Source organism: Sphingomonas sp. AC411 (genome assembly GCF_979253035.1).
On sequence record NZ_CEEDAQ010000001.1, the window covers coordinates 3,045,198 to 3,060,357 of the forward strand.

The 15,160-nt window shown below is 67.6% G+C and carries 6 protein-coding genes and 3 pseudogenes; 3 read left to right on the plus strand and 6 right to left on the minus strand.

Annotation, left to right across the window (positions count from 1 at the left end; all coding sequences use genetic code 11):
* Window positions 1-138: 138 nt before the first annotated feature.
* The 3 genes from AC0IX7_RS15665 to AC0IX7_RS15675 all read right to left on the minus strand — a co-directional run bounded on the left by AC0IX7_RS15665 (window position 139) and on the right by AC0IX7_RS15675 (window position 5,389).
* Complete coding sequence (locus AC0IX7_RS15665) at window positions 139-3,195, minus strand: TonB-dependent receptor plug domain-containing protein (RefSeq protein WP_471812739.1); 3,057 nt, start codon at window positions 3,193-3,195, stop codon at window positions 139-141.
* Between the two features lie 135 nt (window positions 3,196-3,330).
* A complete protein-coding gene (locus AC0IX7_RS15670) occupies window positions 3,331-4,053 on the minus strand; it encodes a FadR/GntR family transcriptional regulator (protein ID WP_471812741.1) in 723 nt (240 codons plus the stop codon).
* A complete protein-coding gene (locus tag AC0IX7_RS15675; protein WP_471812742.1) occupies window positions 4,043-5,389 on the minus strand; it encodes a GntP family permease in 1,347 nt (448 codons plus the stop codon). The genes AC0IX7_RS15670 and AC0IX7_RS15675 overlap by 11 nt, the downstream gene beginning before the upstream one ends.
* A 301-nt stretch (window positions 5,390-5,690) precedes the next feature.
* Between AC0IX7_RS15675 and AC0IX7_RS15680 the strand changes: the two genes are divergently transcribed.
* Window positions 5,691-5,975, plus strand: a complete 285-nt coding sequence (locus AC0IX7_RS15680) for a helix-turn-helix domain-containing protein (RefSeq protein ID WP_471812743.1) — start codon at window positions 5,691-5,693, stop codon at window positions 5,973-5,975.
* A gap of 218 nt (window positions 5,976-6,193) precedes the next feature.
* Window positions 6,194-9,210 (plus strand): annotated as a pseudogene (locus AC0IX7_RS15685) (glycosyl hydrolase family 28-related protein).
* Here the strand turns inward: AC0IX7_RS15685 and AC0IX7_RS15690 are convergent.
* From AC0IX7_RS15690 to AC0IX7_RS15700, 3 genes and pseudogenes are all read right to left on the minus strand, one after another.
* Complete coding sequence (locus AC0IX7_RS15690; protein ID WP_471813910.1) at window positions 9,176-9,742, minus strand: GDSL-type esterase/lipase family protein; 567 nt, start codon at window positions 9,740-9,742, stop codon at window positions 9,176-9,178. The pseudogene AC0IX7_RS15685 and the gene AC0IX7_RS15690 sit on opposite strands and share 35 nt — an antisense overlap.
* A complete protein-coding gene (locus tag AC0IX7_RS15695; RefSeq protein ID WP_471812745.1) occupies window positions 9,625-10,365 on the minus strand; it encodes an SGNH/GDSL hydrolase family protein in 741 nt (246 codons plus the stop codon). Before AC0IX7_RS15695 ends, AC0IX7_RS15690 begins: the two co-directional genes overlap by 118 nt.
* A gap of 139 nt (window positions 10,366-10,504) precedes the next feature.
* Window positions 10,505-12,626: pseudogene (locus AC0IX7_RS15700) on the minus strand (alpha-glucuronidase family glycosyl hydrolase).
* A gap of 154 nt (window positions 12,627-12,780) precedes the next feature.
* Between AC0IX7_RS15700 and AC0IX7_RS15705 the strand changes: the two are divergent.
* Window positions 12,781-15,152: pseudogene (locus AC0IX7_RS15705) on the plus strand (glycoside hydrolase family 3 N-terminal domain-containing protein).
* Window positions 15,153-15,160: the final 8 nt, after the last annotated feature.

Sequence of the window (15,160 nt, forward strand, 5' to 3'; positions counted from 1 at the left end):
CGTTTACAACATGCACGCTGGTCGCTTCGGACTCGGCGGTGGTTCGATCACGGCTGCCCGAGTGCGCACGCATACTCCCGGCGACCTGGGGGCCGCCGGGAGTATGCGCTTGGAGGAATTGCCGGTGGAGCGCTCCGTTCAGAACCGCGCGCGGACGCCGATCCGGTAGAAGCGGCCGAGGGTGTCGTACAGCGCGGGGTTCACGTCGAGTCCGGTGTTGGTCTGCGGCGAAGGCTCTGGATCGTGATCGAACAGATTGTCGACCTTGAAGAACATGCTCACCTGCTTGGTGACGTTCAGTGCACCGCCGACGTCGAAGTAGAACGCGCCCTTCATCGTGTTGTTGTCGATCGTCGGGTTGTTGCTGGTCGAGACCGGGCAGTTGCCGGCCGAGCACACGACATACTGGTTGCCGTACACGCCGTCGCTGAACCAGCGCTGCTGCAGCGTGATGCTGAACGCGTCGTTGTCGTAGCTCTCGGTGACGAGCCATTTCCAGTTCGGCGTCGCGCCGGTGTTCGCGCCCGCGGAATCGACCGGGATCGTGCCGGGCAGGCCCGGATCGGTGACGTATTTGATCACGTGGGTGGTCAGCCCGCGCAGGGTGAAATTGCCGTCGATCCCCAGCGGTTTGCGCCACTGATAACTCGCCTCGATATCGAACCCGTCGGTCTTGATCGACGCCAGGTTGAACGACTGGACGTTGACGAATTTGGAATCGCTGTCGAGGTCGAACGCCCCGCAGGTGTCGGGGATGTTGTCGACCAGGCAGAGGTTGACGACCTGCTGTGCGGACAGGCTGGAGATCACGTCGTTCAGCTTGATCTTGTAATAGTCGAACGACAGGCTGAGGCCGGGCAGCCATTTCGGCCGCGCATAGACGACGCCGAGTTCGGTATTGCGCGCGATCTCGGGCCTCAGCGCCGTGTTGCCGATCGTGTTCTGGATGATGAGCACCTGGCGGCCGTTCGGGTTCTCGGCCGTCCGGCGCGGATCGGTGAAGTTGGGGACCGTTGTCGTCACCGGTGCCGCGAACAGCTCGGACAGGTTCGGCGCGCGGACGTCGCGCGACGTCACGGCGCGGAAGCGGAGCCCGTCGAGCGGCGTGTCCCAGGTGCCGCCGACCTTCCAGGCATAGACGACCCCCGATGTCGAATAGCGCGTCGCCCGGCCCGCCGCGTTCACGTTCGCGCGACCCAGCGTGTCGGAGTTGAGGATCGGCAGGTTCAGCTCCAGGAAGCTCTCCAGCACGTTGTACTTGCCCGTGCCGTTCTTGTAGTTGCCGGCATACCAGTTGCTGCCGTTCACCGAATTCAGGCTGGGATCGGCCGGATACAGCGTCGAGTTCGGGCTGATGTCGGAGACGCCTGCACCATAAGGATCGGCGTTCACGCGGTAGAATTCTCGGCGGTACTCGATCCCCGCGGCTACCGCGAGCGGCCCCGCCCACAAAGTGATCGGCTCGCCTGAGATGCTGCCCGCGAAGGCGTCCTGCGTCTGCTTGGTATGCTGGAACGGCCCCGCGGCGGGCGTGACATAGGCGAGCGCCGCTGCCGACGGGGTGGCGCCACCGAAGATGTTGATCGGCTGGCAGCCCGCGGCGCGTGCGGCGGCGTCGGCGCAGACGATCTGGCCGTTGATCCGCGTCGCGTTGATCGCCTGGTTGTAGCGTCCGGTCAGGCTGATGTTGTCGACGTCGATGTCGGTGATGTTGATGCCGTGCTCGTACGACGCGTCATAGGTCCAGTTCGTCCCGAGCAGATCGGCCTTGCCCTTCAGGCCGCCGACGAAGCGATATTGGCGACGATCGGTATTCACCCGGATGTTCGGCAGGATCGCGTTGCTCAACCCGTATTGGAAGCTGGTGATGCCGTTCGCCGCGCAGGCGGCCGAGATCGACGCGGGCAGATACGGGTTCGCGCACTGCACGGTCAGTCCGGTCTTCGCGGAGCCGGGATTGGGCTGGTTGTGCGTCTTCACCTGCGCGACGTTGGCGGTCATATAGACCTCCATGTCGGGCGCGACGTCGTAGCTGATGCGCGTATAGCCGTTGAGGCGCTGGATCGCGGATTGCAGCGAGGTGCCCGATCCGACATGCCCCGACTGGTCGCCGCCGACGCAGAAGCCGACGAAGCATCCGTTGACGTTGCCGGCCCTGTCCTTGGCCGGCACGCCGTTCGATCCATACTGGAACTGGAAGGGCTGGCCGTTGGCGTCGAACGCGGTGCCTTGCAGCGGGCCGGCGCTGATCAGGCCGTATTTGGTGTATTGGTACGCTTGGCCATGATCGCGCACCAGATATTGCGGCGACCCGTTATTCATGATGCCGGTGTTGACCAAGGTCGTCGCACGGTACCAGTCGCGGCTGCCGGCGAGGTCTTCGCCGAAATTGCCCGGGCCGACGCCCTGTTCCTTGGCATATTCGCCGCTCAGGATGACGTGCAGCCTGTCGTTGGCGAAGCTCTTGCCGACTGCCGCCTGGAACAGCACCTGGCCGTCGTCGCCATAGGTGGTCACGCCGGTCTGCACGTTCGCCTTGAACCCGGTGAACTTCGTGTCGGTGATGAAGTTGATCACGCCGCCGACCGCATCCGAGCCGTAGGACGCGGACGCACCGCCGGTGACGATGTCGACGCGCTTGATCAGCAATTGCGGGAACTGGCTGATGTCGGGCACGCCGGTGACGTTGGCGCCGACGACGCGCTGGCCGTCGAGCAGCGTCAGCGTGCGGATCGTGCCGAGACCACGCAGCGAGAACGAGCTGAGCCCCTGCGATCCGCTCGACGTGCTGAACGTCCCCGTATTGGCGCCGGTCGAGCCCTGCAACGAGGGCAATTGCGCCACCGTCGTGAAGATGTTGGGTTGCGCGTTCTTGAGGATCTGCTCCTCGCCGATCACCGTCGTCGGGGTCGGCGCGTTGAAGCCGCTCGACGTGATGCGCGTGCCGGTGACGACGATGTCGTTGGTGCTCGCAGCCCGGTCGTCGCTTTGCGCAGGCAGCTGCGGCGCGAGGGTTTGGTCGGCGGCGCTGGCCTGATCGGGTGCGGAGGCTGGCATGTCGGCCTCGGCAGGCGGCGGCGGCGCGGTCTGGGCCAGGGCGGGGCTGCACAACGACGCGACGGCGAGGACCGCTAAACTGGTAGCGCTACCATTCAAGATACCGGTAAGTCGCCGATCGCGTGTGACGCTATGCATCAGTCCATCCCCTAGTTGCACGTGGCGCGTACCGTGTGTCCGGCTTGGCGACGTGTCGTTGCGGAGATCACTCTACCGTATGCTGCCGGGCGTATCATCTACGACCATGGTCGCAGTGCGGCGCCATCGGCCGTGTCAGGGCATCAGCCGCTTGCGCCCCTGCGACAGATGCCAGCGCATCGCCAGCGCCGCGCCGTCGGCGTCTTGCGCGCGGATCGCCTCGACGATGGCGTCATGCTCGTCCATCATCGCCTTGATCACCTCGGGCGCGCGCGACCGCGATATGTCGACGCCGGCGCGCAGGATCCGCATCACCGCGTCCTGGAGATGATCGAAGACCGGCAGGAACGCGGCATTGGCGGTCGCCTCGGCGATCGCACGGTGCAGCAGCCAATCCTCGTCATGCGCCGGCGCGTTGGACAGCAGCGCCGTCCGCAGCGCCTCCAGCGCGCGCTCGATCGCGTCCATCTGGTGATGCGACCGGCGCTGTGCCGCCAGCCGCGCCGCCTCCGCCTCCAGCACGAAACGCACTTCGTAGGTGCCCAAGGTCGCCGCGATGTCCGCCATCGGCATATGCGACCCGAGTCGCTCCGACGGTCGCCGCTTGACATACGAACCGGCTCCGCGCCGCGCCTGCGTGATCCCGTCCGACGCGAGCCGCGCCAAGGCCTCGCGCACGATCGTCCGCGACATGCCGAACATCGTCGCCAGCTTGTCCTCCGCGGGCAATCGGTCGCCGACCGCGAGCTGCTCGTCGAGGATGATCTGGACGATCCCGGTATAGGCCCGGTCCGCCAGCCGCTCGCCGCCGGTCACGACCGGCCTCGAATGTGGGGCTGCGGCATCGTCAGACGACATAGCTCAGCGCCATCACCAGCGCGAGGCCGACCACCGAGATCGCCGTCTCCAGCATCGACCATGTGCGAAACGTGTCCGCGGTACTGGTCCCGACATAGCTTTTGACCAGCCAGAATCCCGGATCGTTGACGTGGCTGAAGAATACGGAGCCCGCGCCGATCGCCAGCACGACCAACTCCGGCGACACGCCCGAGCTGGCGACCACGCCCGGCATGATCCCGACCGCGGTGATCGTCGCCACGGTCGCGGAGCCGGCCGCCAGGCGGATGCCGACCGCGACCAGCCAGCCCAGCAACAGCGGCGAGATCGAATACATCAGCACGGTGCGCGCCAGCAGGTCGGACAGGCCGGCGGTCACCAGCACCTGCTTCAACGCACCGCCCGCGCCGATCGCGAGCAGGATCGCCCCCGCCGCGCCCATCGTCTCGTGCCACACCGCGTTCTGGATCGCGGCATCGCGCAGCCGCCGGCCGAACAACAGCGGCAGGGCGATCAGGTTGGTCAGCAACAGCGCGACCACCGGATTGCTCGCCGCGACCAGCCAGGCGGTGCCCTTCATCCCCGGGATCATCTGCCCCAGCTCGCCGGTCGCGATCATCAGCACGGGCAGCAGTACGATCAACAGCGACAGAATACGCGCCGGCGGTGCGATCGAGAGCGCATGATCGTGCAGCACCGGCGCCTCCAGCCGCACGCCGCGCGTCGCGAACTTCGCCAGCAGCGGCCCGGAGATGATCGCAGTCGGGATGGCGATCGCGATCCCGTAGAGCATCGTCTTGCCGAGGCTGGCACCGAGCGCCTCGACGGCGAGCAAGGGCCCCGGATGCGGCGGCACCAGCGCGTGGACCACGCCAAGACCCGCCAGCGCCGGCATGATCAGCCTCAGCTTGGCGGCGTCGCGTTCCGGGCCGTCCTTGCCGGTCATCTCCTCGGCCGCCGCGACGACGATCGGTAGCAGCAGGACCAGCCCGGTCTCGAAGAACAGCGGCAGTCCGACGACGATCGCGATGCCCAGCGTAGCCCAGGGCGCGGCCTGGACGCCGGTCATCCGCAGCGCCGCCTTGGCCAGCGACGCGGCGGCGCCCGACAGATGCAGCATCGCGCCCAGCGACAGGCCCAGCGCGACGACCAGCCCGGTGCCACCGATGATGTCGCCGACGCCCTTCTGCACAGCCTTGGCGACGTCAGGGAGCGGCAGCCCGGCGAGCAGCCCGACGGTGAACGCGCCGCACAACAGGCCGATAAAGGGGTGGAGTCGCCCACGGACGATCATCACCACGGCGAGGCCGATGCCGGCCAGCGCGGCGATCACCAGCCGCATGTCGGTACCGATCATCGGCGTGCTGCCCGCGTTCTAGCGCGCGCATCCGTTGCGTTGCGTGCACGCGTGTCCGGTGCTCGTGGCATCAGGCCCCTCCCGTCGCTCAGCGGCGCCTTCGCCTGCTGGTGATTGCAATATCTGTACGACAGGTCTTTTCGGTCTGACAACAGAAAAGGCTTGATTGCGTACAAATCCGTGGCCCATACTCAAAACCTGTCCAACCGAATCCGTATAAGCGGATCGCTGGATCAACGGCGCAAACCCTGTGGCGGCACTGAATCGTCGCGGCACAGGCTGAAGCTCAGGGAGGATGACCATGGAACGGACCGGCCACGACATCGGGCATCCCCCGGCGGCCAAGGTGGCGGCAAAACCGGCGGCACCAGCGCCGGCACCAGCGCTGGGGACCCACGCGGCGCTGACACCGACCCAGATCAGGGTACTCCGCGGCGTCCATTCGGGCCTGCTCAACAAACAGATCGCGTTCGATCTCGGCATCGCCGAGGCCACCGTGAAGGTCCACATGACCGCCCTGATGCGCAAGCTCAACGTCCGCAACCGGACCCAGGCGGCGATCGTCGCCCAGACCCTGGCGATCTGACGCCCCCTTCGATCCTCCCCCGCCAGGGGAGTGGCTGGCGCTTGCCAGACGGAGGGGAGGTAAGAGGCACGCCTGTTCCGTGTCCTCCCTCCGTCGCCTACGGCGCCACCTCCCTGGCGGGGAGGATTAAAGGGCAGTCCCCAAGTACGACCTTCGTCGCAGATGAAGCGCACCCTCACGAACGGTAGGACTGCTGTCCTGATAACGGGAGACGGACGATGGTTGCGAAATGGCTGCTCTGCGGAACGGCGCTCCTGATCGCGGCGCCGGCACTCGCGAAACCCGCCGCTCCCACCAAGTCCATCTCGGTCTATCTCACCCAGCCCGACGACCCCAGCGCGATCACCGTCAAGGGCGTCGGAGACGGTCGCGCCGACGACAGCGTCGCGCTCCAGCAGGCGATCGACGCGGCCGCGGCGGGCGGCCATGGCGGCGTCGTGTTCCTTCCCTCCGGGCGCTACCGGATCACCCGCACCATCTTCGTCCGCTCCGCCGTCCGCATCTTCGGCGTTGGCCCGACGCGGCCGGAGATCGTGCTCGGCAACAACAGCGTCGGCTACGCGTCGGGCGTCGCGGCGATGGTCAGCTTCACCGGCGAGGACCAGTACCGCGTCGGCAAGGCGCCCGTGCCGCCGCGTACCAGCGTGCCCTTCGACCCCGCGATCTTCGACGCGACCTCCAGCACCTTCTATTCCGCGCTCTCGAACGTCGATTTCCGGATCGGCGAAGGGAATGCCGGCGCGGTCGCGGTCCGCTTCCGCGTCGCGCAGCACGGCTATCTGCGCCACGTCGATTTCCACATCGGCTCGGGGCTTGCCGGCGTCTACCAGGCGGGCAACGAGTTCGAGAACCTGCGCTTCTTCGGCGGTCGCTACGGCATCATGTCGGAAAAGACCTCGCCCGCGTGGCAGTTCACGCTGATCGACTCCGAATTCCAGGGCCAGCGCGACGCCGCGATCCGCGAGCATGAGGTCGACCTGACATTGGTCAACGTCGCGATCCGCGACACGCCGGTCGGGATCGAGATCGACCGCGGCTATTCCGACTCACTCTGGGGCAAGGATGTCCGGTTCGAGAACGTGTCGCAGGCGGGCGTGATCATCTCCGCCGAGAACAGCGTGTTCACGCAGATCGGCTTCGACAATGCGGTGGCGTCGAACACCCCGACCTTCGTCCGCTTCCGCGACAGCGGGAAGACCGTGGCGGGGGCGGGGCCGCGCTACCGGGTCAGCGACTTCTCCTACGGCCTGAAGCTCGCCGGGCTGGGCGCGATCGGCGACTATGCGACCGACATCCAGATGGCGCCGCTCGCGCGCATGCCCGCGAGGCGGACCCCGGCGATCCGCGCGATGCCGCCGGTCCGCGACTGGGCGAACGTCCATGATCTCGGCGTGAAGGGCGACGATACCACCGACGACACCGCGGCGTTGCAGCGCGCGATCGATACGCACCGCGTGCTGTATCTCCCGGTCGGTCGTTACCGCGTCACCGACACGATCAAGCTGCGCCCCGACAGCGTCCTGATCTCGCTGCACCCCAGCCTCACGCATCTCTATCTCCCCGACGAGACGCCTGCGTACATGGGCGTCGGCGGTCCGAAGGCGCTGTTGCAGAGCGCGAAGGGCGGCAACGCGATCGTCTCCGGCCTCGGCCTGTGGACCGGCGGCGTGAACCCGCGCGCGACCGCGCTTCTCTGGAAGGCTGGAGAAGCGTCGATGGTCAACGACGTCAAGATCCAGGGCGGCGGCGGCACCGTGCTGACCAAGGGCAGCCCGATCGGCTTCGGCGATCCGCGCGCGCTTCGACGGGCAGCACCCTAGCATCTGGGTGACGGACGGCGGCGGCGGTACCTTCGCGGCGATCTGGTCGCCGAACACCTTGGCGTCGGCCGGCTTCCACGTCTCGAACACCAAGACCCCGGGCTACGTCTACGAACTGTCGGCCGAACACCATTATCGCGCCGAGATCGTCCTCGATAACGTGGAGAACTGGGAGTTTCTGGCGCCGCAAACCGAGCAGGAGGTGCGCGACGGCGTCGATGCGATCTCGACCGAGATCCGCAATTCGCGCAACATCCTGTTCGCCAACTACCATGGCTATCGCGTAACGCGCACGATCAAGCCGATGGACGCCGCGGTAAAGCTCTACAACTCCGGCGATATCCGCTTCCGCAACGTCCATGTGAACGCCGAAAGCGGTTTTGCCAGCTGCGACGCGAAAGGCTGCGGCACGTATTTGCGTGCGAGCAAATTCCCGTTCGAGAACGCGATCAAGGACATGACCCGCCAGCAGGAGGTGCGCGAGCGCGAGTTCGCCAGGCTCGACGTGCCGGCCGCCCCCGCGACCGCAGCGACCCAGCCCGCGATTCCCGTGTCGCCGGGCGTCGAAAAGCTCGCCGACGGCTTCTATTCGATCGCCGGCGGATCGATCGATGCGAAGGGGAAATTGTATTTCATCGATCGCCAGTTTCAGCGGATCCATGGCTGGACCAAGGCCGAAGGGTTGTCGATCGTCGCGGATGCGCCGCTCGACGCGGTGAACCTCGCGGTCGATCGTTCGGGCAAGCTGCTCGTCCAGTCCTCCGCCGGGCGCGACGGGACCGTCTACAGCATCGATCCCACCAAGCCCGCCGAGGTCACGGTCATCGCTCCGACCGCCGCCGGCCCGCACCGCGGCGCGGCCACCCTGCTCCCCGTCAACGTCTGGGCGAACGGGGAGTTCGCAGAACCGGATCGATCCGGCGACCTATACCTACCCGACGATGGCGGACTTCTTCACCACCAAGATGGGTGAGGCCAAGCCGCAGGAATATGTCTCGCCCGACGGGTCGCTGGTGCTCCCCGCGTTCCGCGTCTGGAACCAGGGGCCGGACGATCACCGCGGCTGGCGCTGGTCCGACACGCTCGACAGCTACGGCTTCGTCGCCGCCGCGCCCGGCGAACGCGTCGTCCTGACCAACGCCTCGGAGAACCGGACCTATAGCGGCGTCGTCGGCGATCAGGGCCGCCTGACCGACCTCAAGGTCGTCGCCGATCGCGGCGGCGAGAGCGTCGCGCGCGATGCCGCCGGCAACCTCTACGTCGCCAACGGTCAGGTGTTCGTCTACGCCCCCGACGGCACGCTGGCCCGCCGCATCGACGTCCCCGAACGTCCGCTACAGCTCGTGATCGGCGGTGCCGACCGCCGCACGCTGTTCATCCTCACGCACCACGCATTGTACGCGGCCGGGATCTAGAACCCCCTGCTATCGAAACAGGGCGAGGGGTATGGCCTCGCCCATCGCACGGTATCCGGCCTCGGACGGGTGAAGATGGTCGCCCGAGATCATAGCGGGGCGCCAGTCGGTCGGGGTGCGCCGGATCTCGCATCGACCGGTCGAAATCGATCACCGCGTCGAACACGCCGGCGGTGCGGATGAACGTGTTGATCGCCTGCCGATCGGCCTCGTTGGCGGCGTCGGGGTGGTAATAGCTGTTGCCCCCGAACGGCATGACCGTGCCGCCGATCACCTTGATCCCGTGCGCATGCGCCCGCGCGACCATCTGCGTGAAGCCGGCCTTGAGCTGCGCGACCAGCGCGGCGTGCTGCGCGGGCGTGGCAGGCGCCTCGCGGGTCAGCACGCCGAGATCGTTGATACCCTCCAGCACGATCACCCAGCGCACGCCGCTGCGCGCGACGACATCGCGATCGAAGCGCGCGAGCAGATTGGGACCGAGACCGTCGAGCAGGATGCGATTGCCGCCGATTCCCGCATTGACGACGCCGATCGTCTGCGTTGCAGGGCGCGCGCGCAGCCTTGCGCCAGCACGTCGGTCCAGCGGGTGTTGCGCTCGGGCTTCACGCCGTACCCGTCGGTGATCGAGTCGCCGATCGCGGCGATCGTACCCGCGGCCGGCGCCCCCGCGACCTCGACATCCGCGAGCGCGTACCAGTGGGTCGTCGGCGTCGCACCCGCCAGCGTCCCGTCCGCAACCGCATTGCCAGCCAGCGTGAAACTCGTCGCACGCGAGCCGGGATGCCCGGTCTGCGGGCTGGCGGCGTCCGGCAGATACAGGCTGACGGCGAGATCGGCCCCGGCTGCGACACCGAGCGCGACCGGGTCGCTGTAGATTTCCGCGCCGGCGGGGATCACCGCGTCGCCCTGCCCCGAGAAGGTCAGCCGAGCGCCGCCTTCGATCCGCGGCGTGCCGGGCGCGACCGACCGGGCAAGGTGCGCCCCGCCGATCGCCAGCGGACGCGTACCGAATGCGTTGGAGAGCCGGATGCGCACGCGCTCACCGCCGGCCGAAACCCGCACGACCTGCCGCAGCGTGATCGAACCAGCGCGATCGGCAGGAAGTGCATTGTCCCCTCGGCGATCATCTGCGACGATCCCCAGGTCGCGATCCATTGCGTGTTTCTTGCCGGCGCAGTGTCCCGCGCACCTGCGCCCGTCACGATCAGGGCGCCCAACATCAGCGCTACCGGCCACCGTCTCGTCATCGCGTCCTCCTCCTCTTCTGTCGCGTCAGCGCATCGTTATGGCGGGGTTATTGCGGGTTGCCGGGCGCGTACGGAAAGTGCTGCGCCTTATACCAGGCCAGATCATGCGCGGGGGCCGCCGCTCCCGCCGGCAACGGGCGTCCGTTGACCGACATCCAATAGGCGAGGCTCGCATCGCGCCACCACCGTGCCTCGCGCTCCTGCACCGCCAGATAGGTCGCGGTCTTGGCCCAGCGCTCGGCATCGATCTGCGGCTTCAGCGCATTCCACCGCCGGCGCATGTCCGCGACATACGCGACGCCCGATCGTAATCATGGACCATCTCCGCCCATAATGTCCGCCCGGACGCCATGCGCCGATCCCACGAGACATGGTGGAACCACAGCAACTCGCGCTCCGGCGTCGTCGCCGGATCGGCGAGCGTGCGGGCGAGGGCAGGGGCGTATTGCGCCACCGCGTTGCTGCCCGTCTTCGTCCGGTCGAAGCCGATCCCGGCCTTGTCTGCGCGGTGGTAATAGACCGGGTTCCATTCGGGGCGCTTCAGGTCGGCGATCCAGGGCGCGGGACCGTAATGATGCCCCGTCGCCATGAGGTGCGCGAGCCCCAAGGGCGTCATGTAGTCGACCACCGCCTCGCGCGATCCCATCATCATGGCGACCACCGGATCGACGATGCCGGGGGAGGGCGCGAACGTCATCGCCGCCCATTCGCGCGCGACCGGTGCGGCGCCGAGCGTCGGATCCCACGCCATCCGCCCGAACGCGTACCAGTTAGCCTGGTTGAACGTCGAGCCGGCCCAGTCGCGGTCGCGACCGATATTAGCGACACCCGCCATGCCGGTCAGATTGTGGCCTTCGACCGAGCCGTCGACGACGTCCGCGACGGTCTCGCCGGGCTTTGCATCGTCTCGCTCGCCAGCGTCTCGGCGAACATTGGCCCGAGATAGGCGAGGTGCGTCGCGAAGCCGAGATACTCCTTGGTGATCTGGAATTCGATCATCAGCGGCGTTTTCGGCATCGCGCCGAACAGCAGGTGGAACGGCTCGCGCGGCTGGAAGTCGATCGCGCCGTTCTTGACCTGGACGATGACGTTCTTGGCGAACGTGCCGTCGAGCGGCTTGAACTCGGTATAGGCCTGTTTGGCGCGGTCCTCCGGGTCGGTCTCGGCATAGACGAACGCGCGCCACATCACGATTCCGCCATGCGGCGCGACCGCGGCGGCGAGCATGTTGGCGCCGTCCGCATGGCTGCGATGATAGTCGCGCGGGCCGGGCTGGCCCTCGCTGTTCGCCTTCACCAGGAAGCCGCCGAAATCGGGAATGCTGCGGTAGATCTCGTCGGTCTTCGCCTTCCACCACGCCGCGACCTGCGGGTCGAGCGGATCGGCGGTCTTCAGCCCGCCGATTTCGATCGGGGCCGAGAACCGCGCCGACAGATACACCTTGATCCCGTACGGCCGGAACACGTCGGCGAGCGCGGCGGCCTTCGCGATATACGGCGCGGTCAGGCTGTCGGCCTTCGCGTTGACGTTGTTGAGGACCGTGCCGTTGATCCCGATCGACGCATTGGCGCGCGCGTAATCGGTGTAGCGCGGATCGCGGAAATCGGGGAGCGTCCACCAGTCCCATAGCGACACGCCGGCATAGCCGCGCTCGACCACGCCATCCAGATTGTCCCAATGGTTCAGCACGCGCAGTTTCACGCGCGGAGTCGATGTCAGGGCGATCCGGTCGAGGCTGCCACCGGTCTGGAGGTGTCGCAGCAGCGCGAAGCTGCCATAGAGCACGCCGCGATCGGTGTTGGCGGTGACGAGCAGGACACGGCGATTGCCGAGCGTGACGAGTCCGACCCGGTATCCCTCGTCGCCGAGCGCGGCCAGGGGCAAGCGAAGTGCCGCGACATCGCGATCGTTGGCGGTGGCCAGCAGGATCGGCGGCGTGCTCGTCCCGAACAGCCCCGCGCCGCGCCGCAATTCCTCCGCCGCCACGCGGAGCGTTGGCGTATCGCCGCGCGCTTCGACCGTCGGGGCATTCCGCGCAGGCGTCGTCGCCGGGGCGTGATAGCGCATCCAGAGGTCGTAGCCGTCTTCGGCCCGCGCCGGTCCGGTCAAACCAATTACTGCCCCGAACAGCAGCGCGAACTTACCGATCCATCGGCCGAATTGCGTCATAATCCTCTCCCGCGGTTCCGCGCCACATTGACAGGATCGCGGATGATCAGCCATGTTATCGCTATCACGACGACGGCTTCGACAGCAATGCCGCGTTTCATATTAGGAGATAATCGTGGCCGATACGACGACAGAAACGATCGCACCGACCATCATGCCGACCCGGCGCGACCTTTTCGGGCTGCTCGGCTCGGTCTCGATCGTGGGGCTCGTTCCCGGTGTTGCGCAGGCCGCGGCGGCGACCCCGATCTACCGTGACGCACGCGCGCCGGTCGATCTCCGGGTCCGCGACCTGATGGCGCGGATGACGCTCGAGGAAAAAGTTGGCCGAGACCATTTCGCTGTGGGCGACCAAGGCGGACGTGATGACTGTCGGCGGCCTGACGTTCGATCCGGCGCGCGCGACGGCGGCGTATCCGGCGGGCTTCGGCCAGGTGACGCGCCCGTCCGATCTGCGCGGCGGGCCATCGGTGGCGGCGGTGGCAGGCGGCACCGGTGCACGGTTCCGCGGCTCGGCGTCGACGATCGCGTTCGTCAACGCGGTCCAGCGCTGGGCGAAGGGCACCCGCCTCGGCATCCCGGTGATTTTCCACGAGGAATCGCTGCACGGCTACATGGCGCCCGACGCGACGATGTTCCCGCAGGCGATCGGCATGGCAGGCAGCTTCGACCGCGACCTGATGCGGCGCGCGCAGGTGATCATCGGTCGCGAAGTGCGCGCGCATGGCAGCCACCTCTCGCTGTCGCCGGTCGTCGATATCGCGCGCGACCCGCGCTGGGGTCGGATCGAGGAGACGTTCGGCGAGGACCCGTATCTGTGCGGCGAGATGGGCGTCGCCGCGGTCGAGGGGCTGCAGGGCGACAGCACCACCCTCGCGCCCGGCAAGGTGTTCGCGACGCTGAAGCACATGACCGGCCACGGCCAGCCCCAGGCGGGCAACAATATCGGCCCGGCACCGATCGGCGAGCGCGAACTGCGCGAGAGCTTCTTCCCGCCGTTCCGCGCGGTCGTGACGCGCACCGGGATCGGCGCGGTGATGCCGTCGTACAACGAGATCGACGGCGTGCCGAGCCATGCGAACACATGGCTGCTCGGCGACGTGCTGCGCGGCGAATGGGGCTTTTCGGGCGCGATCGTCAGCGATTACGGCGCGATCGAGGAACTCGACACGATCCATCACATCGCGCCCGACCTCGCCGGCGCGGCGCGGCTGGCGCTGGAGGCGGGCGTCGACAGCGCGTTACCCGACGGGATCGCGTTCCGGACGTTGCCCGCGCAGGTACGCGCGGGGACCGTGCCGATCGCAGCGGTCGACGCGGCATGCGCGCGGATGCTCGCGCTGAAGTTCCGCGCCGGGCTGTTCGAGGAGTCGGCGGTCGACGCCCGCGCAGCCGCTCGCCTGACCGGTAACGCAGAAGCGCGCGGCGTCGCGCTGGAGGCCGCCCGCAAATCGATGTGCCTGCTGACCAACGACGGCACGCTGCCGCTCGCGCCCAAGGGCAGGATCGCGGTGATCGGCCCGAACGCGGCGATCGCGCGGCTCGGCGGCTATTCCGCGCCGCCCCGCCAGACGGTGTCGCTGCTCGACGGCGTGCGCGCGTTGGTCGGCGGCGGCGCGACGGTCCTCCATGCGCAGGGCGTGTTCATCACCCAGAGCGAGGACCGGTCGCAGGACGAGGTGTTGCTGGCCGATCCCGCGAAGAACCGCGCGCTGATCGCCGAGGCGGTCGAGGTCGCGCGCGGGGCCGATACGATCATCCTCGCGATCGGCGATACCGAGCAGACCAGCCGCGAGGGCTTCTCGGCGAGATCACCTCGGCGATCGCACCACGCTCGACCTGTTGGGTGAGCAGAACGCGCTGTTCGACGCGCTGCATGCGCTCGGCAAGCCGATCGTCATCGCCGCGATCAACGGCCGTCCGCCGAGCTGGCCCAGCGTGATCGCGAAGGCGAACGCGGTCCTCGAATGCTGGTATCCGGGGCAGGAGGGCGGCACCGCGATGGCCGAGGCGCTGTTCGGGCGGATCAATCCCGGCGCCAAGCTGCCCGTGACCGTGGTGCGCGAAGTCGGTCAGGTGCCGTTCTATTACAACCGCAAGCCCTCGACGCAGCGCGGCTATCTGTTCGCGGAGACGGCACCGCTGTTCCCGTTCGGCCACGGCCTCAGCTACACGCGCTTCGACGTCAGCGCACCGCGGCTTTCGGCGGCGAAGATCGGCATCGCGGGCAGCGTCGGGGTCGAGGTCGACGTCGCCAATATCGGGCAACGTGCCGGCGACGAGGTCGTGCAGGTCTACGTCCGCGACCAGGTATCGTCGGTCGCGCGCCCGGTGATGGAATTGAAGGGCTTTGAACGCGTGACGCTGGCGCCCGGCGAGCGGCGGACTTTGCGCTTCACGCTCGGCCCCGACGCGTTCGCTTTGTGGGACGTCGACATGCGCGAGATCGTCGAGCCGGGCCTGTTCACGATCATGGCCGGCCCGAGTTCGGCACAGCTGAAATCCGCCATCCTCGAAATCGCCTGAAGGATCCG

Coding starts and splice junctions, on each gene's coding strand:
- AC0IX7_RS15665 (WP_471812739.1), bottom strand. CDS start 3,195: ATGCATAGCGTCACACGCGATCGGCGACTTACCGGTATCTTGAATGGT.
- AC0IX7_RS15670 (WP_471812741.1), bottom strand. CDS start 4,053: ATGTCGTCTGACGATGCCGCAGCCCCACATTCGAGGCCGGTCGTGACC.
- AC0IX7_RS15675 (WP_471812742.1), bottom strand. CDS start 5,389: ATGATCGGTACCGACATGCGGCTGGTGATCGCCGCGCTGGCCGGCATC.
- AC0IX7_RS15680 (WP_471812743.1), top strand. CDS start 5,691: ATGGAACGGACCGGCCACGACATCGGGCATCCCCCGGCGGCCAAGGTG.
- AC0IX7_RS15695 (WP_471812745.1), bottom strand. CDS start 10,365: ATGGATCGCGACCTGGGGATCGTCGCAGATGATCGCCGAGGGGACAAT.